This window comes from Pararhizobium sp. P1_E7, from assembly GCF_056405855.1.
This window is the reverse complement of the sequence record NZ_JBFUBH010000005.1, coordinates 51450-77766: the sequence shown is the minus strand read 5'-3', so window position 1 is coordinate 77766 and position 26317 is coordinate 51450. Positions and strand designations below refer to the sequence as shown.

Annotated in this window: 24 protein-coding genes; 13 read left to right on the top strand and 11 right to left on the bottom strand. The window is 61.7% G+C overall.

The genetic code is table 11. From position 1 onward, the window contains the following. Window positions 1-26: 26 nt before the first annotated feature. Window positions 27-947 (top strand): aminoglycoside phosphotransferase family protein, encoded by a 921-nt coding sequence (locus tag AC1D17_RS07670; protein WP_477564813.1) that lies wholly within the window; start codon window positions 27-29, stop codon window positions 945-947. A 70-nt stretch (window positions 948-1017) separates the two neighbouring features. On the opposite strand, the gene AC1D17_RS07665 is transcribed toward AC1D17_RS07670, so the two are convergent. Continuing rightward, window positions 1018-3570, bottom strand: coding sequence for a methyl-accepting chemotaxis protein (locus tag AC1D17_RS07665; protein WP_477564812.1), 2553 nt, complete (start codon window positions 3568-3570; stop codon window positions 1018-1020). Between the two features lie 446 nt (window positions 3571-4016). Between AC1D17_RS07665 and AC1D17_RS07660 the strand changes: the two genes are divergently transcribed. From AC1D17_RS07660 to mobB, 3 genes are read left to right on the top strand one after another with little or no spacing between them, the layout of a single operon-like run. Beyond that, window positions 4017-4916, top strand: coding sequence for a DMT family transporter (locus AC1D17_RS07660; RefSeq protein WP_477564811.1), 900 nt, complete (start codon window positions 4017-4019; stop codon window positions 4914-4916). A 25-nt stretch (window positions 4917-4941) separates the two neighbouring features. Continuing rightward, window positions 4942-5601 carry a molybdenum cofactor guanylyltransferase MobA gene (mobA, locus tag AC1D17_RS07655; RefSeq protein ID WP_477564810.1) on the top strand — a complete coding sequence of 220 codons (660 nt, stop codon included), beginning with the start codon at window positions 4942-4944 and terminating at the stop codon, window positions 5599-5601. Then, window positions 5598-6146: a molybdopterin-guanine dinucleotide biosynthesis protein B gene (mobB, locus tag AC1D17_RS07650; RefSeq protein WP_477564809.1), complete on the top strand. Its 549-nt coding sequence runs from the start codon at window positions 5598-5600 to the stop codon at window positions 6144-6146. The genes mobA and mobB overlap by 4 nt, the downstream gene beginning before the upstream one ends. 5 nt (window positions 6147-6151) lie before the next feature. Here the strand turns inward: mobB and AC1D17_RS07645 are convergent, their stop codons facing one another. Both AC1D17_RS07645 and AC1D17_RS07640 read right to left on the bottom strand, forming a co-directional pair. Continuing rightward, window positions 6152-6886, bottom strand: coding sequence for a polysaccharide deacetylase family protein (locus AC1D17_RS07645; RefSeq protein ID WP_477564808.1), 735 nt, complete (start codon window positions 6884-6886; stop codon window positions 6152-6154). A gap of 121 nt (window positions 6887-7007) precedes the next feature. After that, window positions 7008-9380, bottom strand: coding sequence for an OmpA family protein (locus AC1D17_RS07640; protein WP_477564807.1), 2373 nt, complete (start codon window positions 9378-9380; stop codon window positions 7008-7010). A gap of 384 nt (window positions 9381-9764) precedes the next feature. On the opposite strand from AC1D17_RS07640, the gene AC1D17_RS07635 reads away from it, so the two are divergent. The 4 genes from AC1D17_RS07635 (at window position 9765) to AC1D17_RS07620 (ending at window position 12710) form a co-directional block, all read left to right on the top strand. Then, window positions 9765-10547: an ABC transporter substrate-binding protein gene (locus AC1D17_RS07635; protein ID WP_477564806.1), complete on the top strand. Its 783-nt coding sequence runs from the start codon at window positions 9765-9767 to the stop codon at window positions 10545-10547. Between the two features lie 112 nt (window positions 10548-10659). Beyond that, a complete protein-coding gene (locus tag AC1D17_RS07630) occupies window positions 10660-11463 on the top strand; it encodes an ABC transporter permease (RefSeq protein ID WP_477564805.1) in 804 nt (267 codons plus the stop codon). After that, window positions 11460-12290, top strand: coding sequence for an ABC transporter permease (locus AC1D17_RS07625; protein ID WP_477564804.1), 831 nt, complete (start codon window positions 11460-11462; stop codon window positions 12288-12290). The genes AC1D17_RS07630 and AC1D17_RS07625 overlap by 4 nt, the downstream gene beginning before the upstream one ends. Window positions 12291-12443: 153 nt before the next feature. Then, complete coding sequence (locus AC1D17_RS07620) at window positions 12444-12710, top strand: usg protein (protein WP_264218562.1); 267 nt, start codon at window positions 12444-12446, stop codon at window positions 12708-12710. 23 nt (window positions 12711-12733) lie between these two features. Here the strand turns inward: AC1D17_RS07620 and AC1D17_RS07615 are convergent, their stop codons facing one another. Both AC1D17_RS07615 and AC1D17_RS07610 read right to left on the bottom strand, forming a co-directional pair. After that, window positions 12734-13438: an SDR family oxidoreductase gene (locus tag AC1D17_RS07615; protein WP_477564803.1), complete on the bottom strand. Its 705-nt coding sequence runs from the start codon at window positions 13436-13438 to the stop codon at window positions 12734-12736. A 102-nt stretch (window positions 13439-13540) separates the two neighbouring features. After that, window positions 13541-14266 carry a DUF2270 domain-containing protein gene (locus tag AC1D17_RS07610; RefSeq protein WP_477564802.1) on the bottom strand — a complete coding sequence of 242 codons (726 nt, stop codon included), beginning with the start codon at window positions 14264-14266 and terminating at the stop codon, window positions 13541-13543. Between the two features lie 141 nt (window positions 14267-14407). Here AC1D17_RS07610 and AC1D17_RS07605 point away from each other — a divergent pair, with 141 nt between their 5' ends. Beyond that, complete coding sequence (locus AC1D17_RS07605; RefSeq protein WP_477564801.1) at window positions 14408-15220, top strand: class I SAM-dependent methyltransferase; 813 nt, start codon at window positions 14408-14410, stop codon at window positions 15218-15220. Between the two features lie 572 nt (window positions 15221-15792). Here AC1D17_RS07605 and AC1D17_RS07600 read toward each other — a convergent pair. After that, a complete protein-coding gene (locus AC1D17_RS07600) occupies window positions 15793-16761 on the bottom strand; it encodes an aliphatic sulfonate ABC transporter substrate-binding protein (RefSeq protein WP_477564800.1) in 969 nt (322 codons plus the stop codon). 228 nt (window positions 16762-16989) lie between these two features. On the opposite strand from AC1D17_RS07600, the gene AC1D17_RS07595 reads away from it, so the two are divergent. The 3 genes from AC1D17_RS07595 to AC1D17_RS07585 all read left to right on the top strand — a co-directional run bounded on the left by AC1D17_RS07595 (window position 16990) and on the right by AC1D17_RS07585 (window position 20045). After that, complete coding sequence (locus AC1D17_RS07595) at window positions 16990-18267, top strand: MgtC/SapB family protein (RefSeq protein ID WP_477564799.1); 1278 nt, start codon at window positions 16990-16992, stop codon at window positions 18265-18267. A gap of 204 nt (window positions 18268-18471) precedes the next feature. Further along, window positions 18472-19341 (top strand): NAD(P)-dependent oxidoreductase, encoded by an 870-nt coding sequence (locus AC1D17_RS07590; protein WP_477564798.1) that lies wholly within the window; start codon window positions 18472-18474, stop codon window positions 19339-19341. Beyond that, window positions 19341-20045 (top strand): DNA alkylation repair protein, encoded by a 705-nt coding sequence (locus AC1D17_RS07585; protein ID WP_477564797.1) that lies wholly within the window; start codon window positions 19341-19343, stop codon window positions 20043-20045. Before AC1D17_RS07590 ends, AC1D17_RS07585 begins: the two co-directional genes overlap by 1 nt. Here the strand turns inward: AC1D17_RS07585 and AC1D17_RS07580 are convergent, their stop codons facing one another. The 3 genes from AC1D17_RS07580 to AC1D17_RS07570 all read right to left on the bottom strand — a co-directional run bounded on the left by AC1D17_RS07580 (window position 20046) and on the right by AC1D17_RS07570 (window position 21827). After that, a complete protein-coding gene (locus tag AC1D17_RS07580; protein ID WP_477564796.1) occupies window positions 20046-20534 on the bottom strand; it encodes an Lrp/AsnC family transcriptional regulator in 489 nt (162 codons plus the stop codon). It abuts the gene before it with no gap. A 65-nt stretch (window positions 20535-20599) separates the two neighbouring features. Beyond that, complete coding sequence (locus AC1D17_RS07575; RefSeq protein WP_477564795.1) at window positions 20600-21238, bottom strand: uracil-DNA glycosylase family protein; 639 nt, start codon at window positions 21236-21238, stop codon at window positions 20600-20602. Next, window positions 21231-21827 carry a thermonuclease family protein gene (locus tag AC1D17_RS07570; protein ID WP_477564794.1) on the bottom strand — a complete coding sequence of 199 codons (597 nt, stop codon included), beginning with the start codon at window positions 21825-21827 and terminating at the stop codon, window positions 21231-21233. The genes AC1D17_RS07575 and AC1D17_RS07570 overlap by 8 nt, the downstream gene beginning before the upstream one ends. Before the next feature lie 128 nt (window positions 21828-21955). Between AC1D17_RS07570 and AC1D17_RS07565 the strand changes: the two genes are divergently transcribed. Further along, complete coding sequence (locus AC1D17_RS07565; protein ID WP_477564793.1) at window positions 21956-23491, top strand: sensor histidine kinase; 1536 nt, start codon at window positions 21956-21958, stop codon at window positions 23489-23491. A 58-nt stretch (window positions 23492-23549) separates the two neighbouring features. On the opposite strand, the gene AC1D17_RS07560 is transcribed toward AC1D17_RS07565, so the two are convergent. Further along, on the bottom strand, window positions 23550-24608 hold the full coding sequence (locus tag AC1D17_RS07560) for an ABC transporter ATP-binding protein (protein WP_477564792.1): 1059 nt from the start codon (window positions 24606-24608) through the stop codon (window positions 23550-23552). Continuing rightward, the gene (locus AC1D17_RS07555) at window positions 24605-26098 is read right to left on the bottom strand and encodes an ABC transporter permease (protein ID WP_477564979.1); all 1494 of its coding nucleotides are present in this window, start codon (window positions 26096-26098) and stop codon (window positions 24605-24607) included. Before AC1D17_RS07555 ends, AC1D17_RS07560 begins: the two co-directional genes overlap by 4 nt. Window positions 26099-26317: the final 219 nt, after the last annotated feature.

The following is a 26317-nucleotide window of genomic DNA, read 5'->3' as shown; positions in this document are numbered from 1 at the left end:
CTTTTCGGGATAGGCGCGGGATATCGATGTCGGTCACAAGGATGCATCACGACCAGCTTGATATCGACAAACCGCTCGTGAACCGCCTGATCGCTGAACAGTTTCCGGACTGGATCGGCCTTCCTCTCGAACCCGTCCTATCGGCCGGGACCGACAACGCCATCTACCGGTTGGGACGTGACATGGCGGTGCGCCTGCCGCGCCGTGCGAGCGCCGCACAGCAGGTCAAGAAGGAAGGCCTTTGGCTCCCTCGCCTCGCTCCACACCTGCCGCTCGCAGTTCCTGTCCCGCTGGCACTCGGCATCCCCACTGCCGGTTATCCCTTCCATTGGTCAGTCTGCCGCTGGCTGCCAGGCGAAGACGCCGTTTCCGGCCCGATCGCTGATCTGCACGACGCTGCCATCGGTCTGTCCCAATTCATCTCTTCCCTGCAGAAAATGGATGTCACCGGCGGCCCGCCACCCGGCACTCATAATTTTTTCCGTGGCGCTTCTCTGGCAAGCCGGGACGCGCAAACGCGCGCCGCCATCGAAAGCCTGAACGGTATCCTTGAAACAGCGCCGTTGACGCGAGCCTGGAATGCCGCCCTGAAGATCGAGCCGTGGGACAAGCCGCCCGTCTGGCTTCATGGGGATATTCATGCCGGGAACCTGCTTACCGAACAGGGGCGTCTCACCGCCGTCATCGACTTCGGCGGGCTGGGCGCCGGCGATCCCGCATGCGACCTGATGGTCGCCTGGAACCTGCTTTCGGCCGGGGCCCGCGCCACGTTCCGCTTGGGGCTCACCGTTGACGAAGCAACATGGGGACGGGCCAGGGGTTGGGCGCTGTCCGTCGCCGTTGTCGCCCTGCCTTACTATCTCGATACCAACCCGGTCCTTGTCGCGATATCACGCTACGCCATCAGAGAGGTCCTTGCCGATCATGCCGGCGGATTGAATGACTGACCCGTTGAAACGAAAAGGCCGCCTGACTTTTTCGTCGGGCGGCCTTTAACCTCGTCAGCGTTTTACCTGTTCAGGCCGCGTAGCTTCTGCCGTATCCCTGCACCCGGCCACCTGCAACCGAACGGCTTGTCCCTGTCTTGAAGCGCTCGATCTTCTCGTTGAGGATATCGACCTGATGGCGAAGGCCGTGGATCTCGGCGGTGTTTTCCTCGACCATGGCGGCGTTCTGCTGGGTGATCAGCTCGACCTCGCGCACCGCCTGGTTGACCTCGTTGAGGCCGCGATACTGGTCGGCGGCCGCCGATTCGATGTTGCTGACCAGCTTGTGGATCGTCGAGATGTGGTCGTTGATGACGGTCAGCGCTTTGCCGGTTTCCTGCACCAGCTCGACGCCGCCGCGCACCTGCACGGAGCTCTCGGAAATCAGCCCCTTGATCTCGCGGGCTGCCCCCGCGCAGCGCTGGGCAAGCTCACGCACTTCCTGGGCGACGACGGCAAAACCACGGCCGGCATCACCGGCACGGGCCGCTTCGACACCGGCGTTCAGGGCCAGAAGGTTGGTCTGGAAGGCGATCTCGTCGATGACGCCGATGATGGTGGAAATCTTGTCCGACGATTTATTGATCGCCGCCATCGCGTCGATCGCCTTGGCGACGACTTCGCCGGAATGCTTGGCGTAGCTGTGGGTCTGGTCGACGGAGACGGTCGTCTTGCGCGCACTTTCCGCCGTTGAGCGGACGATATCCGTCAACTGGCCAAGGGCGCGCGAACTTTCTTCCAGCGCTGCGGCCTGCTGTTCGGTACGGCGGGCGAGATCGTCTGCCGAGCTTGAGAGGTTACCGGTGCCGCTGGTGATTTCGTCGGTCACCGAGCGCACGTCGATCAGCGTCGCGCGCAGCGCCTCGACGGCATTGTTGTAGGTGCGCGCCATGACGATGTAATCTTCGGACAGATCTTCCGCCATGCCTTCTTCCAGATTGCCGTCGGCAAGCTTGGCGAGCACATCCGACAGCGCCGACAGCGCTTCCATTTGCTCGGCTTCGATGCGGGCGCGCTCCTGGCGGCGGCGGGCTTCTTCCTCGGCCGACAGCGTGCGGGCAGCTTCCGCCTCTTGGCCCAGCCGGACGTTCTCGACCGCATTGTCGCGGAAGACGGCGACCGAGCGTACCATGTCGCCGATCTCGTCGCCGCGATTGCGGCCTTCGATGGCAACCTCGAGATCGCCGTTGGCAAGCCGGGTCATCGTCTCGGTCACGCGCTTCAACGGGCCGCGCAGGGTCTCGATCAGCATCAGGCCGCCGACGATGGCAAGCAGCGTGCCGGCAACCATGGCGATGATCGACACATTGGCGGAACGCTGGCTGTCCTTCTTGCCGGCCTCCTGAGCGCTGCTGACAAAATTTTCCAGCGTCTGGCTGGCGTCGGCCACCAGCGCTGAGGCTTCGGTCTTTGCCGCCTGCCAGCGGGCGCCGACATCGATCAGCTGGGCGGTGCCGGTATCGATCTGTTCAAGCGACGGGGAAAGCTTGCCGGCAAGATCGCGCAGTGCCGCATTCTTGGCCCCCAATCCGGACAGTTTCGTCACGCTTTCGCGCACGGCAGCGATATCGGCGATGACACTGTCACGGCTCGCCGCATCCAGCTTGCGATGCAGTTCGCTGATATGCAGGCGCGTGCCGTCGAGGCCCTTGAAGGTCTCGTTCATCAGGCCGATCAGCGTCTTCAGGGTGGAAATCTCGCTGTCCATGCCGACGAAACGCTTGGCCGCCGTGTCCGAATTGGTGACGGCTTCCTTGGCAAAGTCGGCTTCATATTTGGAAAACTTGATCAAGGCGGTGCTGAGCAGACCTTTCTTGATGTCGTTCGTATCCGTGCTTTTCAGGATGTCCTCAATCTTCTGCGTGTCGGCCTTCACTTCGGCGATCTTCTTCAGCACCTTGTCGGATGCAATCTTCTCGGCCTCGGCAATCTGCTTCAACAGATGCGGCAACAGCGTGCTCGCCTGGCTGACCTTTGCATCCGGCGCGATCGCCATGGTCACCGGCAGGCGGAATTTCTTGATCCGTTCGGCAAGCCCCTGATAGGCGGCGGCGTCGAACAAAAGCGCCTTGGCAAAGGATTCCTTTTCGCCCGATTCCTTGCGCAGGATATCGATCTGCTTGAAGGCGGTATTGCCCTGCGCGGTCATGCCGGCAAGGGCCGCGTCAAGCGACGCCGTCACGCCGTCGCGCTCGGTCTTGATCGACCAGAGTTTCTCCTGCTGCCCGCGCATGGCCTCGCCCAAAGCCACGACCGAGGCGATCTTGGCCTTGTCTTCCCCGGCCGTCAGCAGGCCGTCCAGCGTGCGGATACCGCTTTCCTGTTCGTCGATGCGGCCCGCAAGCGCCGTCCGCGCCTCTTCTGTGGGATTGTCGGCGAAACTTTGCAGCCCGCTGCGCAGCGCCTGAAAATCGGAAAGATTGTTGATCGTTTCCCGTGTCACCGTCATGTGGCCGTTAAGCGTGCTTGCGGTGAAATAGCCGACCAGTCCGATGCCGGCGATCAGTGCCACCAGCGGCACGACAAACAGCAAAACCTTGGTGACAATGCGCAGACGCTGCAAAGAGCGATCGATCAGGGACATTCCGAACTCCAGATGTTGAGCAAATCGGACATTTCCGCCAGATTGATCTCTGGTTGAGAACGAACGTACCGGGGCGCAGCCATGGCGCTTGCCGGATGTCATCCGGTTGACCTGAACGGAAATGCTTGCCGTTACGTCAACCATATTCGCATCATGCGAAGGGCAGCGGAATTCCGGCACGATAGGCAGCGAAGCTTAATAATTCGCCAAACAACCCACGGTGTGCCCACGCACTACGAATAAGCGGAAAGAGCGGAGTTCCGGTTCCAAAACGGCGAAGGAACCGGCTATTCTTTCCTTTCTGCCATTAAAACAGAGCGCTAAGGGATAGCAGTTGCATAAAAGGAATGCCGATGCTTTAGAGATAGGCATAACCAGCAGCGCAGATCTTCGGGCCCGCCGCATTGCTGACGTGAAAAACCGGACAGCAACGGACGTTAAAAAGCATGCAACCCAACTTCCGCGGCGCGATCTTCATGTGTCTGGCAATGGCCGGCTTCACTTGCAACGATGCGTTGATCAAATCCGTCACGGGCGTCATGAATGCCGGCCAGATCATGCTGGTGCGCGGCTTCTTCACGTCGGTTCTGGTGCTGTTGCTCGCCCGTCATTTCTCCGCCATGCGCTCGTTCCGGCTGGTTTTCTCCCCAGCCGTGGCCCTGCGCATTGCCGCCGAGGTCGGCGCCTCGATCTCCTACATCTATGCGCTCGGCCAGATCCCGCTCGCCAATGCTTCGGCGATCCTGCAGGCGCTGCCGCTGGCCGTAACGCTGGGTGCGGCGCTGTTCTTGGGCGAACCCGTCGGCTGGCGGCGCTGGCTGGCGATCCTCGTCGGCTTTGCCGGCGTGCTGATCGTCCTCAGGCCCGGTCCGGACGGGTTCACCGGCGCGGCCCTGAGTGTCGTTGCTTCCGTCGTCTTTGCGGCGGTCCGTGACCTGTGCACCCGGCGTATCGATCCGACGGTGCCTTCTCTGTTCATCTCCGTCATCACCGCCACCGTGATCACGCTGACCGGCGCTGTGATGATCGTTCCGCTCGGCGGCTGGCAACCGATGTCGATGGCCTCTGTCGGCATTCTGGCCGGTGCAAGTCTTCTGCTCCTGGTCGGTTACCAATGCATCGTGCTTGCCATGCGCAACGGCGAAATCGCCATCGTCGCTCCCTTCCGATATACCAGTCTGATCTGGTCGATCGGCATCGGCATCCTATTTTTTTCCGAGGAACCGGACGCCTGGATGATCACGGGCGTGGCCGTCATCGTCGCTTCGGGCCTTTATACTTTCGCGCGCGAAAACAGGCGGCGGGCGGTTTTGGCACAGCAATCGGAGCCAGGATCGCCGAAATGACCGGAACGAAAGGCAGGACTATTCGATGAGTGCATCGGCAACCCCGTCGTCACATCTCCCGCGCGGCGTCGTCCTTGCCGGCGGCCTGTCGTCGCGCATGGGCAGCGACAAGGCAGCGGTGATGCTTGGCGGCAAACCGCTGGTTCACCGCGTCATCGAGCGCCTCGCTCCGCAGACGGCCGGTCTCAGCGTCAACAGCAACATGAGCACCGGTCTGGACCTTGCTCCCGCCATCGCCGTCTTTGGCGATACCGTTCCAGGCCATATGGGACCGATGGCAGGGGTGCTCTCGGGGATGCGCAATGCGCAAAGGCATTTGTCTGTGGCAAGTCACGTCGCCACCGTTCCGACCGACACGCCGTTCTTTCCGCTTGACCTCGTTGCGCGCCTTCAGGCCGCAATCACCCTGCCCGACCAGATCGCCGTCGCCTATTCCGCCGGCATCATGCACCCGGTCTTCGCCCTCTGGCCGGTCGCGCTTGCCGATGAGCTGGAACACTGGCTTTTGACCGACAGCAAACGCCGGGTGCGCGACTTCATCGAACGTCACCCGGTGGCGAAGGTCGATTTTCCGATGATCGAAACCGTGGACGGTGCGATCGATCCGTTCTTCAATATCAACACGCCGGCCGACCTTGAAACGGCCGAACGCTGGCTGCCGCTTATCGAGGGAATGGAAAGATGACACCTCCAGAATTTCCTGGGCCAAGAACCGCCGGCCCGAAAGTCTTTGGCATCGCCGGCTGGAAGAATTCGGGCAAGACCGGCCTTGCCGTCCGGCTGGTCACCGAACTGACGCAACGCGGCTACCGCGTCTCGACGGTCAAGCACGCCCATCACGATTTCGATATCGACAAGGTCGGGGCCGACAGCTTTCGCCACCGCGAGGCCGGCGCCCACGAGGTCACCATCGTGTCGGGCACCCGCTACGCCATCATGCACGAATTGCGTGGCACACCGGAGCCGAGCTTTGCGGAAATTCTCGCGCGGCTTGCCCCGTGCGATCTCGTGCTGATCGAAGGCTACAAGCGCGAGCCGATCCCGAAGATCGAGGCGCGGCGGCTGGAAGCGCAGAACCGCGAGCCGCTCGCGCCCACAGATCCGCATATCCTGGCGATTGCCGCGGATCATCCGGTGGAGGATACCGGGCTCGTCCTGTTTGATCTTAACGACACGACGGCGATCGCAGACTTCATCGAGCGCATCACCGGACTGGCTAAACAGGCCTGACGGGGTCAGTTGGTCGTTTCGTCACTGCCGTCTTCCGTCGCCTCATTGAGACGGACGAACGTATAGCCCTTGGCCCTCAGATCAAGGATGCCCTTGACGACACCGGCACCGGCGCCATGCGTCGGCTGGTTGATATGAGCGATGATCACATCGCCGTCGCTCGCCGCCGCAATCCGTTTTTCCGCAGCCGCCGCGCCCAGCAGCGAACCGCCATCGCCGTTCACCGAGTAACCGGCAATGCGAAAGCCCAACTGCCGGATTTGCCCGATGGACGACAGGCTGTATTTCGCGGTTGCGCCACGAAACCAGTGCGGCTGCACTCCCTGTCCCGCAATCGCAGCAGCGCCTCCTGCGACTTCCGCCTCGACAGCCTGCGGACTTCCGGCCGCCGGAATGCCGTAGATCGACACGGGCCGGTCGACGGCGGGAATATGCATCGCCCCGTGATTCTCGATCTCGAACAGATCCGGATGCGCCTTGAAGATGGCCATCGCGGCGGCGTTGCGCTTCATCCAGCGGGCCGTCACGAAGATGGTTGCGGGGATATGATTGTCGATCAGCATCGACAAAATCCGCTCATCCGTCTTGCCGCTGCAGGCATCGAAGGTCAGCGCGACACGTGGCGGTGCGCCCTTTTCCTGACGTTCAAGCCGCAGCTGCGGTTCCACCAGCCGGGTTGCGGCAAAGCCGGCATGACCGGTCGAAACAACCGCCAGAAGTGCTGCGAGAAAGGTTTTCATCGGAAACTCATAGGGACGATCCGGCACCAATACCGGAAGAAAGTAAACGCCATGCAAAACGGCCCGGCGCTGCTGCACCGGGCCGTCTGCAACGGCATGTCTATCAGAAGGCCGACTATGGCTATTTCTGGGCTACCGGGCGGACAAGAGGCGTCACGCGACGGATTGTCACGCGGCGGTTCTGCTGCTCGGCATATTCCGTGCGAACCTTGAGGAAGCGTTCGCCATACCCTTGTGTCACCAGGTTTTCAGCCGGGATGTCATAGACCTCGGTCAGCAGCGAGGCGACCGATTCGGCGCGCTCGTCGGAGAGCACGAGGTTCGACTCGTCGCTGCCGACCGCGTCGGTGTGGCCCTCGATGAAGAAGGTCTCGCCCGGGTCCTTCTCGATCACTTCCAGCATGGCATCGGCGACCTTGCGCAGGGTTTTGGCCTGCGACATCGGCACTTCGGCGCTACCGGTCGCAAAGGTGATCGTATCGAGATCGATGCGGCGCACCTTGTCGCGGATACGGGCCGAGTTGCGGACCTCGTCGATGGTGTAGGTCCGCTCTACCTGCTCCACCGGCGGCTCGGCCAGGAAGTCATAGTAGTCGCGGTCAGGCTCGCTGGACGTATCGATGATGTAGTCGCGGACCGGCACGCGCAGGCGCATCGGCGGCAGATCCTCGCCGACGTCATACATCGGCGGACGCGGACCGTCATCGGCTTCCGGCGCATAGATCATCAGATATTCGCGCCCATCCTGGTCGATTCGCAAACGCTGTATGATGTCGCCATAGCTATTGTAGATCGTCACGATGCGCACGCCGTTCGGCCGTTCGATCGTTTCGCGCGACCGGCCGCGCGACAGTTCCTCATAGTAGGTTTCCTGAGCATTGCGGCGCAGGCGGGGACGGTCGTCGCCACGAACGATGATCTGGTCGCCGAAATCGAGAACCGTGCGGTTGTCGCGGGTCTCGTCGATGCGCGGGCGCCGGCCGCCATTGCCGGTAAAGGCGTCGATCAGGTCGTTGACGCCGAATTCCGGCACGCGTTCGACCCGGCGTCCCTCTTCCCTGATGTTGGCCCCCAGTTCCTCACGCGTCGGAAGGCGATCCTTGCGGCGCGACTGTGCCTCCTCGTCGGTCTTTGGAACCTCGACGTTCTGTTCCTCGGCGCGTGCCTGTTCACGACGCTTGCGGCGATTCTCGCGCGCGCCCTGGTCGCCGGCATTGTCAGCTTCCTTGTCGCTGTCGAGAACGGCAGCGCCGTTATCGACCGGCAGCACGACGGTGTCGTCGCTCTTGGACGGATCGCGGGCGATCTCCTGCTTTTCCTCCTGGCTGCGGGTGTCGACGATCTCGGGGATCGGCTTGCGGCGATCAGGCCGCTTGCGATCCTTGGCCGGTTCGCCGTCACCGTCGATTGCAGGCCGCAAGGCATCCTCAGCGACCGGCTGCTGGCCGTCGTCCTGCTGGCCGGTCTGTTCCTCCTGCTGCTGCTGGTCAGCCTGCTGCTTCCTGCGCTCGGCGCGAGCCTTGGCCCTCTCTTCGGCAGCCTTTACAGCCTCATCGTCGCCGGAGGGCTGTTCTTGCTGCTGCTGCTCGGCATCCTGGCGCTTCTTGCGGTCGGCGCGGCTCGGCTGTTCGTCCTGTGCCGGCTGTTCTTCCTGCTGCTGCTGGTCAGCCTGCTGCTTCCTGCGCTCGGCGCGAGCCTTGGCCCTCTCTTCGGCAGCTTTTACAGCCTCATCGTCACCGGAGGGCTGTTCCTGCTGCTGTTCGGCCTTCTGGTGCTTCTTGCGCTCGGCGCGGCTTGGCTGTTCGTCCTGTGCCGGCTGTTCTTCCTGCTGCTGCTGGTCAGCCTGCTGCTTCCTGCGCTCGGCGCGAGCCTTGGCCCTCTCCTCGGCAGCTCTTGTAGCCTCATCGTCACCGGAAGGCTGTTCTTCCTGCTGCTGCTGTTCGRCCTGCTGGCGTTTCTTGCGCTCGGCGCGGCTCGGCTGTTCGTCCTGTGCCGGCTGTTCTTCCTGCTGCTGCTGGTCAGCCTGCTGCTTCCTGCGCTCGGCACGGGCCCTTGCCTTCTCTTCGGCAGCTCTTGCAGCCTCATCGTCGCCGGAAGGCTGTTCTTCCTGCTGCTGCTGTTCTGCCTGCTGGCGTTTCTTGCGCTCGGCGCGGCTCGGCTGTTCGTCCTGCGCCGGCTGTTCTTCCTGCTGCTGCTGCTGCTCGGCGTCCTGACGCGCCTTGCGGCGCTCGGCGCGGCTCGGCTGCTCGTCCTGTGCCGGTTGTTCTTCCTGCTGCTGCTCGGCCGGCTGCTCCTCGACCTGTTCGGCGCGGTGCTTGCGCTTCTTGCGCAGCAATTCCTCCGGCACCTGCTCGTCACCGTCCGGCTGCGCGGCGCCCTGCTGCGCGACCTCAAACGGCTTCGTCAAGCTGTCGGCCAGCGCCGGCTGGATGGCGATCGACATCGACAGCATGGGAAGCGCCACGGTCGCGAAAAGTTTGGATCGAATGCTCATATATGTCTCCTCCTTCAGAGGTCCCGTTTTCGTAGTTTTGAGCCGCAGGGACATCCCTGTCCTTCAGTCATTCCCGCTCTTTGGACAGGCCAAGCGGTGAAAAAAAGGCAAACCGGTTCAAATCAGACAACGAGGATTAGCGAAACCGGCATTAACTCAGGATGAATGTTGCGTTCATCTTCGCCGGACATAGGCCCGCATCAGCATGCAACCAGTGCAAAGGCATGAAGATGTGCAGACTTTTCATCAAACCATCACCGCTTTCCTGTTGATTTTTCCATTTAAAGCGTAGGAGTATCCTGCCAGCCCGGCCGCAACGACGGCCGGCGTATCGGCGGCCGCGAAGAACAAGAAACCGGCCGTCTGCCAACAGAGAGGATCACAATGCGTATTTCCAGACGTCTCGCCATGGCCGCCTCGGCTGCCGTCTTCGCGCTGATGGCCGGCACCGCCATGGCCGACGGCGAAAAAATCGTCATCGGCACGGAAGGCGCCTATCCGCCCTTCAACAATCTTGAAGCCGACGGCACGTTGACCGGCTTCGACGTCGATATTGCCAAGGCGCTCTGCGTCGAGATGAAGGCCGAATGCACCTTCGTCACCCAGGATTGGGACGGTATCATTCCCGCCCTGCTTGCCAAGAAGTTCGACGCCATCATCGCTTCGATGTCGATCACGCCTGAGCGCATGGAAAAGGTCGATTTCACCGACAAATACTACAATACCGGACCGGCAATTGTTGTTCCGAAGGATTCGCCGATCACCGAAGCGACCGAGGCAGGCCTTGCCGGCAAGTCGCTGGGTGCGCAGTCCTCGACGACGCACTCCAACTATGCCGAAGCCTTCTTCAAGGAATCGGAACTGAAGCTCTATCCGACCCCGGACGAGTACAAGCTTGACGTTGCCAACGGCCGCGTCGATGCCGTCATCGATGACGTCGTGGTTCTGTCGTCCTGGCTGAAGACCGCAGATGGCGCCTGCTGCAAGCTGCTGAAGGCCCTCAAGCCCGATCCGGAGATCAACGGCATCGGTGCCGGCATCGCGGTCCGCAAGGGCGATACCGCGCTGAAGGACAAGCTCAACGCCGCCATCAAGGCCATCCGCGCCAATGGCAAGTACAAGGAAATCAACGACAAGTATTTCGACTTCGACGTTTACGGCGGATAATCGTTACCTGTCTCTAAAATACAATGGCGGAAGGCTTGCCCTTCCGCCATTCTTACAAGACAACGAACCATAACAATAAGCGCCATAAGGCCGTTCAGGGGAAATCAGACTTATGCAGGCTGCTTTTGCTGCCCTCTCTTCCATTGTCTCGTGGTTCGCCAGCATTGTTGATCCAATGTGCGGCCCGATCGGCATCTTCCGGATTTTTGCCCAGGATACACTGCTCTCGTGCGGCGACACCGGCTGGGGCGACGAGATCGCCTATGGCTTCATGATCACGGCAAGCCTGGCAATCTGCACCTTGCCCATCGGCCTTTTCCTCGGATTCTTCATCGCGCTGGCAAAACAGTCCCAAGAAAAATCGCTGCGCCTCGCCACCAATATCTATACGACCATCTTCCGCGGGCTGCCGGAGCTTTTGACGCTGTTCATCGTCTATTACGGCCTGCAGATCGTCGTCCAGCGGGTGATGGCAACCCTCGGCTACGAAGGCCCGGTTGAGATCAATGCCTTCATCGCCGGCATGGTCGCCCTCGGCGTCGTCTTCTCGGCCTATTGTTCGGAAGTACTCCTGTCGGCCTTCAAGGCCATTCCGCATGGACAGTACGAAGCCGGAGACGCGCTTGGCCTTCATCGCGGCCGGACGATGCGGCTGATCATTCTGCCGCAGCTGGTGCGCATCGCCCTGCCCGGCCTTGGCAATCTCTGGATGGCGCTTTTGAAGGATACGGCGCTTGTCTCGGTCATCGGCCTGCCGGACATCCTGCGCCAGACCGGCGTTGCCGCACGCGTCACCAAAAACGCGTTCGAGTTCTTCTCGATCGCCTGCCTGCTGTTCCTCATTCTGGCGATGGTCTCGTCGCTGGTGTTTTCCGCGCTCGAACGCTGGACCAAACGTGCGGAGGCCGTCCGATGAGCCATATCCAAACCATGCTCCCGGCCCTGCCGCCACCGCCGGAAGCGCTGAAGCGCTACACGCTGTCCCGTCTCGTCGGCCGTGTCTTGCTCGGCGTCTGGCTGGCTGCGTCCGTTGGCATCTTCCTGTTCGTCGTTGAGTCGTGGAGCCCCGAAAAATTCACCAAATACGGTCCGAGCTTCATTTCCGGCCTCGGCGTGACATTGACCCTCGTGGGCATTTCGATCGTCCTCGGCGGCATTCTTTCCCTGCCGCTTGCCTTTGGCCGGATGACCGAGATCAAGTGGATTTCGTGGATCGCCTATGCCTACGTCTATTTCTTCCGCGGCACGCCGCTGATCACCCAGCTCTTCCTTGTCTATTACGGCCTCGGCAGCTTCCGCCCTTATCTTGAGGCAGCAGGCCTGTGGTCGCTGTTCAAGGACGCATGGTTCTGCGCGCTGTTCACCTTCACGCTCAACACCGCCGCCTACCAGGCCGAAATCCTGCGTGGCGCAATCCAGAGCGTGCCGCGCGGCCAGCACGAAGGGGCGGACGCCCTTGGCCTGCCCAAGCGCGTCGCCTTCTTCAAGATCATCCTGCCGCAGGCGATGATCGTGGCCCTGCGCCCCTACGGCAACGAAATCATCCTGATGATCAAGGGCTCGGCCATCGTCGCCATCGTCACCGTGTTCGACCTGATGGGCGAAACCCGCCGCGCCTTCTCGCGCACCTATGATTTCCAGATGTATCTCTGGGCCGCGGTTCTCTATCTTGTCATGGTCGAAATGCTGCGCAATCTCTGGGCCTGGATCGAACTGCGCCTGACGCGGCATCTGAAGCGCTGAGGCAGGGACAAGTTTGGCAGCACTCGGGATAAAGCGCTGCCAAACTCTTGTTTTTGAACAATATTTCTTCCGCTTCGGTAAAATATTCATAGCCGGTTAACCAATCCGGTGCTTCAATAGCAGGGACCATCATTGAGCAAAATGAGGTCCAACATGACAAACGAACTGGAACTGCAGCTCAAGGGTTATGGCCTGACGACGGCCCAGATCCTCTACCGGATGCCCGATCATCCGGCCTTTCTGCAGACCTATATCTGGCAGCACTACGATCTGGCGCCGGAGTTTCCGGAAATGAAGAGTTTTCTCAAATTCTGGCAGGAAAAGCTCGAAGGGCCCCTGCATTCGGTGCGATATGTCCACCGCAAGCTGATTTCGGCTTCGGACTGGCGGGCGCTCAAGGGCGAGTTCATCATCAACTGATAAGTCGCCCCGGATAAAAGATTTTACACCGACCGGGTGATGCCGCCGTCGATGCGGATGTTCTGGCCGGTGATGTAGCCGCCGCGGTCGGTCGCCAGAAGCGCCACCAGTTCGGCCACTTCTTCCGACGTGCCATAACGGCCCATCGGGATGCGCAGGCGCCGTTCCTCGGTCTCCGGCAGGCTGTCGATGAAGCCCGGCAGAACATTGTTCATGCGGATATTGTCTCCAGCATATTTGTCGGCAAAAAGCTTGGTGAAGGCCGCAAGGCCAGAGCGGAAGACGCCGGATGTCGGAAACAGCGGGTCCGGCTCGAAGGTCGCATAGGTCGAGATATTGACGATGCTGCCGGATTTCTGCTCCAGCATGATCGGCGTCACCAGCCGCGTCGGGCGCACGACATTAAGGAAATAGACGTCCATGCCCTTGTGCCAGTCGTCGTCGCTGAGATCGAGGACGGCGGCGCGCGGTCCGTGACCGGCGGAATTGACCAGCGCATCCACCCGGCCCCATTTGCCGTAGGCCGCGTCCACCAGCCGCTTCAGGTCGTCATTCGACTGGTTCGACCCGGTCACGCCGATACCGCCAAGCTCCTTGGCCAATGCCTCGCCCTTGCCGGACGAGGACAGAATCGCGACGCGATATCCTTCCGCCGCCAGCCGGCGGGCCGAAACGGCTCCCATGCCCGACCCGCCCGCCGTGATGATTGCAACCTTCTGATCCGTCATCGTCGTCTCCCTCATGTCAATGAAGGCGCGATAAAACCAGCAGCAGGCGCAGATCACAATCAAGAAATCCTGCACATGCCATCAGCGCACCTGTCTCACCGATCAGACGTGAACCTCGCCATGCGCCAGTTCGCCCTCGCCCGGCTCCTTGTGAAGTGCTGCATAGGCCATGAGCCCGTAGAAGACGATCACCAGACCGATGACCAGCCAGCCGGTTACGGGGCCGAGTGCCGCATTCGCCGCCACGTCGCTGAGCGAGTGCACATGCCGGGTCTCGCTGCCATCCGATTGCAGCACCGGCGATGATATCTTCAAGGCCCAGGCCAGAAGCAGAATGAGGTACATCCAGCAGTAGTTGCGCCGCAACCGTCGGCAAACCGCCTCGCGATAGCTCATCAGAAACGCCGGACGGCGCAGGCTGTCGGCAATCGGGGCTGCCCAATTCGGCTTGAAGGGCGCTTGCGGAGCCAGAATCTGGGCAAAATAACCGCGCTCCATCCGGCGAACGCGGGCGCGGTACACATCGAAGAACCGGTATCGCCGCGCCTCGATGAACAATAGTAGCGTGATCAGCAGCATGGCAAAGAGCAGCACGCCATGATGCGAAGCCGGGGTCGATAGCGAAACCGAAAGCAAAGCCGCCACCACGGTGATCGCCCAGTTCGACGTGCGATCGATACGGTCCCGCCAGCCCGCCATCCGGCCTATTTCGCCGCGATAATAATGGACGAGCGCCGTGATCGTCTCCGCAGGCGTTGCCGGCAAAGGCGGGCTTTTGGCTTCGGCCTCTTCCTTGAGCAGACCAATCGGACTGAATTCCGCGGCCATGATCATTTCCTCCCGGATTTTTGTTGTTTTGCCCATCATGCGCCCAATTGACACCGTGATAAATGATTTTCCGGGCGCAAGCGCCTGCTAACGCGGGTTTTCGCATTGCCAAACGGCTGCCCGCGCCGTAAAGACGCCGCCATGCAGAAGATCGATGAAGAAGCCCTCGCCGAAGCCTATAACCGCGCGCTCGCCCTGGAGAAATCCGGCGACGTCGAGGCGGCTGTCAAAGCCTATCAGGAAGTTCTGGCGATCGATCCCGACGATCACGGCGGCGCTGCCGTCCGCATCGCCTCGATGGGCCGCGGCGAGACACCCGACAAGGCGCCGGACGCCTATGTCGCCACTCTCTTCGATCAGCACGCCGACGTGTTCGAGGACGTGCTTGTCGAACAGCTCGACTATCACGTGCCGATGCTGGTGCGTCAGCGCCTGCAGGCGCTAAACCTCGGCCCCTTTGCCCGCGTGCTTGATCTTGGCTGCGGCACGGGCCTGACCGGCGGCGCGCTGCGCGACATGGCCGGCGACATCACCGGCATCGACCTGTCGGAAAACATGGTCGGGATCGCCCATGAAAAGGACGTCTACGAGACGCTCTACGTTGCCGAAGTCGTCGATTTCCTCGAAGACAATGACGACGAGCCCTTCGATCTCATCACCGCGACCGACGTGCTGCCCTATCTCGGCGCGCTCGAAGCCCTGTTTTTCGGCGTTGCCGAAAACATGAATGCCGGCGGCCTGTTCATCTTCTCGAGCGAGACGCTGCCCGCAGAGACCTTTGCCGGACGCCCGTTCATGGTCGGCCCGAACCAGCGCTTCGCCCACGCCGAAACCTATGTCCGCGAGCGGCTCGATGCGATCGGCTTCGACCTTGTCGAACTGACGGATATCACCGTGCGCAAGGAAGAGGGCGAGCCGATCTCCGGTCATCTGGTGATTGCAAAACTGCGCTGATAACGGCGCTGAGGCGCCGTCGGGCCGCTGACAAACCGTAATCTTACAGATTTGCGGTTCTCATTTGATCTTTGTTGATCATTTCAGCCACCTAATTTCCGCCCTCATGCTCGCTCTTGTGGCGGGCATCCAGCCAGCTCAAGTCCTTGAGCTGAAATGGTCTCTAGACCCGACGGACGTCGGGTCGCTGGATCCCCGCCACAGGGGAGAGGATGACGGAGAATGGGATGTCCGCTTTGTCAAACCACCCTTTTCAGGGTTTGTCAGTAGTTTGTGGCACCGACGCTCTTGAGCGCCGCGGGACCGTTGATAAACCCTGCGGATTCTCCTTCTGGTAGAGTGGCGCTCCCAACCCCCGTCATCCTCGCCCTTGTGGCGGGGATCCAGTGACCCGACGTTCGCCGGGTCAAAAGACTATTTCAATTCAAATGATTGAGCCGACTGGATGCCCGCCGCAAGGAAAAGCGATCAGTAGCGCCCCAATGAGAGCCGCAAATCTGTACAGGCTGTAGTTTGTCAGCAGTCTGACGGCGCTCAAGCACCACTTCCTGGTCTATTGCTGATGACGCCCCTCAGCTCGCCCGGCCCTTCCATACGATGTCGCTGACCGTCAATTGTTTCGGGATGATCTGCAGCTGGAAGAACTCGTCGGCCAGCGCCTGCTGATAGGCGAGCGCGTCCGGCCCGAGCGTTGAGATATCGGCAAGGCTGAAGCCTTCGCGCGTCAGGGCAATCCGCTGGATGTCTTTCGGCACGCCGGTGATCTTCGACAGCGCTGCCACGGTACCGTCGAGATCGTCTTGCGCGGCGGCCCCCACCTTTGCCAGTTCGTCAAGGATTTCACCCAGCACGTCGCCATGCGCTGCGGTAAAGTCGCCATTGCTGAGGAAGTAGCTCCAGGAGTCGACGATCCCTTCCGCCGTGGTCAGGACACGCGTGCCCGGATCCTTCTCGGCGACGGCAAAATAGGGATCCCAGATCGACCATGCGTCGACCTGATTGCTGGCAAAAGCTGCGGCTGCATCCGACGGCGAAAGGTCTGCGGCCTCGATGTCGGTGATACCGAGCCCGGCCTTGCGCAGCGCCTTGACGGTAAAATTATGGGCGCTCGATCCGCGCTTGAAGGCAACCCGCTTGCCCTTGAGGTCGGCCACCGACCGGATCGGAGAATCCTTGTGCACCAGAATGGCCGAGCCCGCCGAAGAGCCTTTGTAAGTGCCGGCATAGATGAGGTTGCCGCCTGCCGCCTGGGCAAACAGCGGCGGCACATCGCCGGTCGGGCCGAAATCGATGGCGCCGGCGCCAAGCGCCTCGAGCAGCGGCGGGCCGGAGGAAAATTCCGCCCAGGTAATCGAGATGCCGCGATCGGCAAAGCGCTTTTCCAGCGCGCCTGTTGCCTTGGCCAGCGCCAGGACGCCGCCCTTCTGCCAGCCGAGGCGCAATTCCTTGGGTGGTTCGGATGCGGCACGGGCAAGTCCAGGCAGCGTCGCCGCAAGCGCGGCAGTCCCGAAAAGCGATAGTGTCTGTCGGCGTGTGAACATGATGGATCCCTCTCGATGTTTGGCCGGCGCGCGACCATGGCGCCACTGCCATCAAGAGTGATGCAATCTACAAAAACTATATACTATATAAATATTAAAAACTGGCGGGATACCGGAAAAGCCGGCCGGCAAACTTTCCGCCAGCGGAAAATTATTCTCCCGCATTCAAAGCCGAGCCGGCGCCGGGACGGCGCTTGCGCTTGCGCGCCCAGGCCCTATCATTCGCGAATGGAAATTGTCGAAGTCTTCCAGCGCCTCGGCGTGGCGCTCGCCATCGGCCTGCTCGTTGGCTGCGAGAGAGGTTGGCAGGACCGCGACGTGCCGTCGGGCGGCAGGACCGCCGGCATCCGCACATTCGGCCTTTCGGGCTTTCTCGGCGGCCTTGCCGGCTACCTTCAAACAGAAGCCGGCCCCACCCTGCCCGCAGTGCTGCTGCTCCTCTTCGGCGCCGCCTTCGTCGTCTTCAAGCTACGAGAATCGAAGGCAGACGAAGATTACGGCGTCACCACCGTCATTGCGGCCTTCATCGTCTTCGCGCTTGGCGCGGTAGCGATCGTTGGCGACGTGCGGGCCGCGGCAGCCGGCGGGGTCGTCACCACGGCATTGCTATTAGCCAAACGCAGTCTCCACGGTTTTCTGAAACAATTGACCTGGCTGGAAATCAGGGCCGCCCTCGTTTTTCTGGCCATGACGCTCGTCGCTTTGCCGCTGCTCCCGAACGAGACCATCGATCCCTGGGACGCCCTCAATCCATTTACTCTGTGGCTGTTGACCGTCACGATCGCCGCCATCTCCTTTGCCGGGTATGTCGCCATCCGGGTTGCCGGGCCCAGCCGCGGCATCCTGTTTGCCGGTGCCGCCGGCGGACTGGCTTCCTCGACGGCGCTGACGCTCTCCTTTGCCCGCTTCGCGGCCGATGCGCCTGATAGCGCCCGGCAACTGGCCTCCGGCGCCACGATCGCCGGGGCGCTGTCGCTTCTCCGCGTCCTCGTCATCGGCGCAGCCCTCGCGCCCGTCCTCCTGATACCGCTGGCGATTGCGCTGGTACCGGCTGTGCTGGTGATGCTGGCCGCAAGCTTTTTGATCGTCCGCTGGGATAACGGCAAGCAAAGTGCGCCGGATCTTCGGCTCAAAAACCCGTTCAAACTTGGAGAAGTGCTGCGTTTCGGCGCCCTGCTTGGCGCGGTCATCGTGGTGTCAAAGGTTCTGGTCGACAGGATCGGCCAGACCATGCTCTTTGCGGTCGCCGCCGTATCGGGCCTGATGGATCTCGACGCCATCACGCTGTCGACGGCACGCCTGACGGGGACATCGGTCGATATTGCCACCGCCGTCGCGGCGATCCTGATCGCGGTCGTGGTCAATCTCATGACCAAAGTCGTGCTGGCCTTCACGGCTGGCGGCAAGGGCCCCTACGCGACGACACTCACCTTGGCGACGTTTGCGGCCATTGCTGCTGGCGCAGCCGCCTACGTCACCCTTGGCTCCTTCGTCCCGGCATCCTGATTGCCATCGCGCATATAGTCCTGAAATGCGGCCGCACAGGCGGCGTCCGCCGTTGCGCATTACCACGACAGCGCCGCGCGTTATTCGTGAGGTGCAAAGGTCCGCCGCAGCACGTCAAACTTACGGCATAATTCCTTAAATCCATTCCGATTTCGGGAATTATGCAGTAAGTCTCGGGCAATACGCGGTACAGGAGCATTCGCAATGGCAAAAGTCGCTTTCATCGGTCTCGGCGTCATGGGCTATCCCATGGCCGGTCACCTCAAGAATCGTGGCGGCCACGACTTGACGGTCTATAACCGCACGGTTGCAAAGGCCGAAAAATGGGCGGCCGAGTTCGGCGGACGCGCAGCAGCGACGCCGGCTGAGGCAGCCGATGGCGCCGACTTCGTGTTCTGCTGCGTCGGCAATGACGATGACCTGCGCGCGGTGACGACAGGCAAGGACGGCGCTTTCGAAACGCTGAAGACCGGCGCCGTTTTCATCGACAACACCACGRCCTCGGCCGAAGTCGCCCGTGAACTTGATGCCGCAGCGACCGCCCGCGGCGCCCATTTCATCGACGCCCCGGTTTCCGGCGGCCAGGCGGGCGCTGAAAACGGCGTGCTGACCGTGATGTGCGGTGGCGATCCGCAGGTGTTCGAGCGCGCCAGGCCGGTGATCGACGCCTATGCCCGCATGGTCGGCCTGATGGGGCCTGCCGGTTCCGGCCAGCTGACCAAGATGGTCAACCAGATCTGCATCGCCGGCCTCGTTCAGGGGCTCGCCGAAGGCATCCATTTCGGCAAGAAGGCGGGTCTCGATATCGAGAAGGTCATCGAGGTGATTTCCAAGGGCGCCGCCGGTTCCTGGCAGATGGAAAACCGCCACAAGACGATGAATGCAGGCAAATACGATTTCGGCTTCGCCGTCGACTGGATGCGCAAGGACCTCGACATCCTGCTCACCGAAGCCCGCAGCAACGGCGCCAAGCTGCCGGTCACGGCCCTTGTCGATCAGTTCTACGCCGATGTGCAGGCGCAGGGTGGCGCTCGCTGGGACACCTCGTCGCTTTTGTCGCGGCTGGAAAAATAATGCTCGCGCCATCGTCGCCCGCAGATGCCGTGATCGCGCACCTGAAAACCCTGCGGATGGAGAAGAACATCGCCGGCATGGCGCGGTTCGGCATCGAGACGGCGGCTGCACTCGGGATTTCCAATCCGGATCTCAAGCGGATTGCCCGGCTGATAAAACGCGACCACGACCGCGCCCTCGCCCTTTGGGCAAGCGGCATTCGCGAAGCCCGGTTGCTTGCGGCATTGACGGCCGAACCGCAAAAGCTGACGCTTGAAACAGCCAGGCAATGGGCAGGTGACCTCAACTCCTGGGAACTCGTCGACGGCGTCGCCGACCTGTTTGTCAACGCCAGGCTGGATACGCCCCTGATCCCGGAATTTGCCGCCGATCAACGGGAATTTGTCCGGCGGATGGCTTTCAGCATGATCGCCGTGAGCGCCGTTCACCTGAAAAAGGAACCGGACGAGACCATCCTCGCCTGGTTGCCGCTGGTCGAGGCCCATGCCGGCGATGACCGCAATTTCGTGAAGAAGGCGGTGAACTGGGCACTGCGCCAGACAGGCAAGCGCAGCGCCCGCTGCCATGGTCCTGCGCTGTCGATGGCGCAGGCACTGGCTGCACGGCAGGACCGTGCCGCCCGGTGGATCGGCAAGGACGCTGTCCGCGAACTCACGAGCAGCGCCGTTTTAAGGAAGCTGGGATTACAGCCTCCGAGCGCATGATCAGTCTTCGCTGGACTTCGCCTGGTCGATCACCATGTAGTCGAGCGGCAGCTGCGTCGTGTATTTGATCTGTTCCATAGCAAAGACCGACGAGACGTCGCGGATTTCGATCTTGGTGATCAACCGCTTGTAGAAGGCGTCATAGGCGGCGATATCGGGCACCACGACACGCAGCAGATAGTCGACATCGCCGCTCATGCGATAGAATTCGACCACCTCAGGAAACTCGGCAACCACCTCGGAAAAGCGCTTTAGCCATTCGATCGAATGGGTGTTGGTGCGGATCGACACGAACACCGTCACCTTGGTGTTGACCTTTGCCGGATCGAGCAGCGCCACGCGGCCGCGGATCACGCCGTCCTCTTCCATCTTCTGGATGCGGCGCCAGCACGGTGTCGTGGAAAGACCAACCTTTTTAGCCAGGTCGGCAACGGCGAGTGTGGAATCCTCCTGCAGCAGGCGCAGGATTTTGCGGTCAAGACGGTCCATGGAGTGCCCCCTTCGAATAATATTCTCTACATACCGTGAAATCAGCCAAATGAAAGAAAATTGTTTCAGGAAATCAATTTTGTTACACGTTCTTGCAGTACAGGCAGGACATCGGCCGAAAACCATGGGTTTTTCTTCAGCCAGCCGGTATTGCGCCAGCTTGGATGCGGCAGAGCGAGCACCGGCGGTCCTGCGTTGGCGCCCAGATGCGCGCGCCAGCCCTGCACCGTTTCCGTCATTGTCGCTGCCCGCCGGTTGCCCAGATGCCAGGCTTGCGCATATTGGCCAATGGCCAGCACAAGTTCGATCTGCGGCATGGCATCCATCACCTTTTGCCGCCATCGCGGCGCGCATTCCCGGCGCGGCGGCAGGTCGCTGCCATGCGCATCATAGCCTGGAAAACAGAACCCCATCGGTACGATGGCAAAGAGATCTGGATCGTAGAACTGCTCGCGTGTCACGCCGAGCCACTGACGAAGCCGGTCGCCGGACGCGTCATTGAACGGCAGACCGCTTTCGTGGACGCGAAGCCCGGGCGCCTGACCGGAAATCAAAATCCGCGCCGTGGCCGAAATCACCGCGACGGGGCGCGGCTCGTGCGGCAACCGGTCGTCTGGACCACGCGCCGGCGCGTCACGACAGATGCGGCAGGCAGCGATCGCCGCACGCAAGTCCTCCAGCCCATCCGCCTGCCCGTCAGTCATTCCATACCCTTGACACCACGGTCTCAATCCCGTTGCCGATCCGCGAAACCGCCTTCTCCAGCCAGCCGTCCGGCATATGGGGCGTTTCGTCCATTCCGCCGTGGGTCTGGCGCCAGGTGCGTGGCGCTGCGAAGGTCCCGGCCCACAGGCCCAGCCGTTTTTGCCGGGCAACGCTCTCTTGAACCTCATAGTCCCCGAACGCAATGGCATAGCCGGCGCTGACCAGCGCTGCATTGAGATCAAGATTTTGCGCCCTGCAGACGGCAAGAAGCCGTCCATACCGGTCGCTGCCATCAGCCTCGCAGGTGGTTTTCGCTTCACCGGTCAACCCCGATAGATAGGCCTTTGCCTCCATGCCGCACGGCCAGTCCCGGCCATCTCTCTGACAAACCTGCCGCAGTTCCGGCGCATCGATGCCGACAAGACGAATGCGCCTGCCGTCCAGCACCAGCGTATCGCCATCGACAATCCGTGCCCGTCCGGACGCGGCTTCCTGCGGACCGTTAAGCCGCACCGCCACGAGCCCGAAAAACAGCAGGATCAGCGCCGTCAGGAGAAGGTCACGAATGATCCTTAGCATGCGTTTCATTGCCGTCCTTGCGACCTCTACTCACCGGCTCACGCTACGGGATACCGGACGAAAAACCAGGAAATCGCAGCAACTTCTTAAGGATTTCCCCTTAAACTTCAATGGATTCCGTTAACACGTATGAGATCATGAGTAAGGGCGTAAGCACTTCGACCGACAAGATCATCGTCGATAAATCGCGCAGCCACCGCAACGCGGCTGTGTCGAAAGCCGTGCGCACGACCCGCGAGCGCCTGCAGGCCGGCCCGTCGAATGCGTCCGGCTTCGACAAGGAGATGCTCGGGCTTCACGTCGATACGATGCTGCAGGGCGCAATCGCCATGCCGCTGTTCATCATTCTGGTCACCGCGGTCGGCGTCTACCTGTCGCAAGAGATCGATCTTGTCGCCTGGGGCATGACCACCCTGTGCGTCAATGCGATCGGCATTCTCCTGGCGCGCAGGGCGAAGGCGCTGGATATCCCCACCGACAAGGTGAACGACTGGTGCCGCCGCTTTTTGATCGTCCATGTCGTCATCGGCTTTTGCTGGGCGGCCTTCATCGTTCAGGATTGCAACAGCTGCCGCGAAATCGACTTCGGCTACTACAAGGGCGCGGTGCTTCTGATCGCGCTTGCGGCCACGGCGATGAGCACGTTCCTGCTGCGCAATGCACTGCTCTTCACCTTCGTCCCGGTGGTTGTTGCCCTGAGCGCCCTGACGATGAAATCCGGAAGTTCCGGTTATCTCGCGCTGACCGTAATCGTCTCGACGTCTTTGATTTTCCTCGTCTTCATGACCAATCGCATGCACCGCAGCAGCGTGCATATCCTCTCGGTCCAATCGGAAAAGGACGATCTGATCGCCGAGCTCGAGGTGGCAAAATCGATGTCCGACGAAGCGCGCCGCCGCGCCGAGGAAGCCAACATGGCAAAATCCCGCTTCCTCGCCTCGATGTCGCACGAGTTGCGCACGCCGCTGAACGCCATTCTCGGCTTCTCCGAGGTCATGTCGACGGAAGTGCTCGGGCCGCTCAACAATCCGATCTACAAGGAATATACCGGCGATATCCATCGTTCCGGTCAGCACCTGCTTGATCTGATTAACGAAATCCTCGATCTCTCGCGCATCGAGGCCGGCAAGTATGATCTGAATGAAGAAGCCATCCATCTGGTCGAGATCACCGAGGATTGCATCGGTATGGTGCAGCTACGGGCCCGCACCAAGAATATCAGCATCACCGAACAGTTCGAATACGGCATGCCGTCGGTGTGGGTGGATGAAAAGTCGATGCGGCAGGTGATCCTGAATCTGTTGTCGAACGCGGTAAAATTCACGCCGTCCGGCGGCGAGGTTTCGGTCAAGGTCGGCTGGACCGCCGGCGGTGGTCAGTATCTTTCCATCAAGGACAACGGACCGGGCATTCCTGAAGAGGAAATTCCAGTTGTCCTTTCCGCGTTCGGTCAGGGCTCGATCGCCATCAAGAGTGCCGAACAGGGAACCGGGCTCGGGCTGCCCATCGTTCAGGCGATCCTGGCCAAGCACAATGGCGAGTTCATCCTGCGTTCGAAATTGCGCGAGGGAACCGAAGCCATCGCCATCCTGCCGTCAAAGCGCGTGCTGCAAAGCATTCCCGCCGTCGAAGATGCCCCTGCGGTCGAGCGCCGCCGAAAGAGTTTTGCTTAACCGCCTTGCACCAAGGGACGATGTCAGGAGCCGATCCTATGGGTTCTAATCCTTGGTATTAGTCGGGCAGCACATGTGCCGTGCCGTAAACGCTGATCCCCACCAGATCGCCCGGCTCGGGAATGTCGGCGCCGACACATTTGATCGACAGGAAATCCGGCATCGCCCGGTCGCTGCGATCGAGCCTCACAAGAACCATGCAGTTGCCGCCGCCGAATTCCACATCATCGACGCGTCCGAACGGTCCCTCGATCCTGGTCCCGGCAGCCGCCGTTTTCAGCCGTATCTGCTCGGGGCGCAGCATGACGGTCGCCTGCCCGGCCTTCAGACCGGCGTCGACCGTCAGCGACCCCAAAGCGCATTGCGCCCGGCCTGAAGCGATATCGGCATCGAGCAGGATGGCTTCCCCGAGGAAAGTCGCCGTCTCGCGATCCCTGGGCTTTCCGTAGAGCGTGCGCGGCGGTCCGAACTGGACCAGCCGGCCTTGGCGCAGCACAGCCAGCTGGTCGGCGAACGACAGAGCCTCCGCCTGATCGTGCGTCACCAGGATCGCGGTGGTGCCGGCGGCACGCAGAACACGGGCAACCGACCGCCGCAAGGTGTCGCGCAAGCCGGTGTCCAGCGCCGAAAACGGTTCGTCGAGGAGCATCAGCCGTGGCTTGAGAGCCAGAGCACGGGCCAGCGCCACGCGCTGCTGCTGGCCGCCGGAGAGCTGGTGGGGCCGCCGCGCCGCCATGACCCCGTCAAGTTCGACCATCTCCATCAGTTCGGCGATCCGCTGATCGCGACCGGGAGCGTGCTTGGCCAATCCGAAGCCGATATTGTCGGCGACGGTTAGGTGCGGAAACAACGCGCCGTCCTGCGAAACGATGCCGATGCCGCGCCGATGTGCCGGAACAAGCACATCGTTGCTCGCAAGCGTCCTATCGCCGAGCACCAGCGAACCGCTGTCCGGCGTCTCGAAACCGGCGATAATACGCAACAGCGTGGTTTTGCCGGACCCGGAAGGCCCGACGATCGCCGTGCGCCCGCCCGCCTCTATGCTCATGCCGATGGCGTCGAGCGCCACGGTCGGGCCGTAGGATTTGCTGATGGCATCGAGTGTCAGAAACGTCATTGTCCGGTTGCCCGTCTGGATTGCACGTAGAGAAGAAAGGTGAGCGGCAGCGACAAGAGCACCATCATCACCGCATAGGGTGCTGCCGCGACATAATCGATCTCGCTGGTCAGCGCCCAGAATTTTGTCGCCAGCGTGTCGACGCCGGTCGGAGACAGCATCAAGGTCGCCGTCAATTCGTTGGTAATGCCAAGCGCCACCAGCGCCGTGCTTGCCGCAATGCCCGGCGCCGCCAGCCGCATCGTCGTCTGGCGCACCGCCTGGAACGGTGTGCGGCCAAGCGCCATGGCGGCACGCTCGAGTTCGACCGGCGCCTGCGCGATGCTGGTGCGCAAGCCCACCATGGCGCGGGGCAGAAACAGCATGATGTAGGCGAGGAACAGCGTCGCGAAGGTCTGGTAGAGCGGCAGCACCAGCCGCACGGTGACCGTCACCAGCGCCAGTGCCACCACCACGCCGGGCAGCGAACCGACATAATAGTGGCAGGCTTCGAGAACCCTTTGCAGCCGGCCGGGCGCGCGCACCGACAGCCAGGCCATCGGTGCCGCCGCAATCGTCGCCAGGACGCCACCGGCGAGTGCGAGGAGGATCGTCTGGCCGAACGCGCCGCCGACTACATCGATCCGCCAGATGTCCGTGCCGCCGATATAAAGCCAGCGCGTCAGGGTGACGAACGGCACGCCGATCGCCAGTGCCACCGTCACGGCATTGAGCGCCAGCGCCGGGAAAAGCATCCTACCGAGCCTGCGGCGCTCGGCCGGGCGCGCCGCGCCAGAGCCCACCCGGGCATAGCGCTCGCCACCGCGCAAGACCGCTTCGATGAGCAACAGCAGCAGGCAGCATGAAACCAGCACGCCGGCCAGCATGTTCGCCGCCGGACCATTGAACGCCGACTGGAACTGGTCGACGATCGCCGTCGAGAACGTGTCGAAACGGATCATCACATAGAGCCCGTATTCGGCGAGCAGATGCAGCCCGACCAGGAGCGAACCGCCACAGATCGCCAGCCGCAACTGTGGCAGCACGGCGCGGAAGAACACCTGCCACGGATCAAGGCCAAGCGAGGCCGCCGCATCCTCGATCGCCGGATCGAGACGGCGCAACTGTGCCGCCACGGGCAGGTAGAGAAACGGAAAATAGGCCAGCACGGACACCAGAACGCCGCCGGAAAGACCATGCAGCCCGGGAACCAGGCTGATCCAGGCATAGCTGTGCACGAAGGCCGGAACGGCCAGCGGCGCCACGGCCAGCAAGGACCAGAGCCGCGCGCCGGGCAGATCGGTACGTTCCGTCAGCCACGCGAGCGCGACGGACAGCGCGATCGTCAGCGGCAGCGTGCAGAGTTCCAAAAGTGCGGTATTGATCAGCAGTTCGCCGACGCGGCCACGGAAGATCAGCTTCGAGGCGGTTTCCCAGCCGGTCTGGACCGTGATCCAGGCAATGAAACCAAGCGGCATCAGGCTGACGAGCGACACGAAAGCAGCAGTGATCGTGACCCAGAGATAAGGAACCCTGGAGCGTCCTCTGGCGGCGGCAATCAACCGCTGCAGCGCGGAAGCGGATTGGGCTGTAAACGCGGTGGCGTTCAAAATCTCTGCTTTCAAACCAAAACGACATTCGCAACAGCTCAAATCGAGCGGCTGCGAATGTCACCGGTAGTCCGGAATTACGGTACCTAACCGGAGCGTTCCGTTCAGGTTTAAACTCTG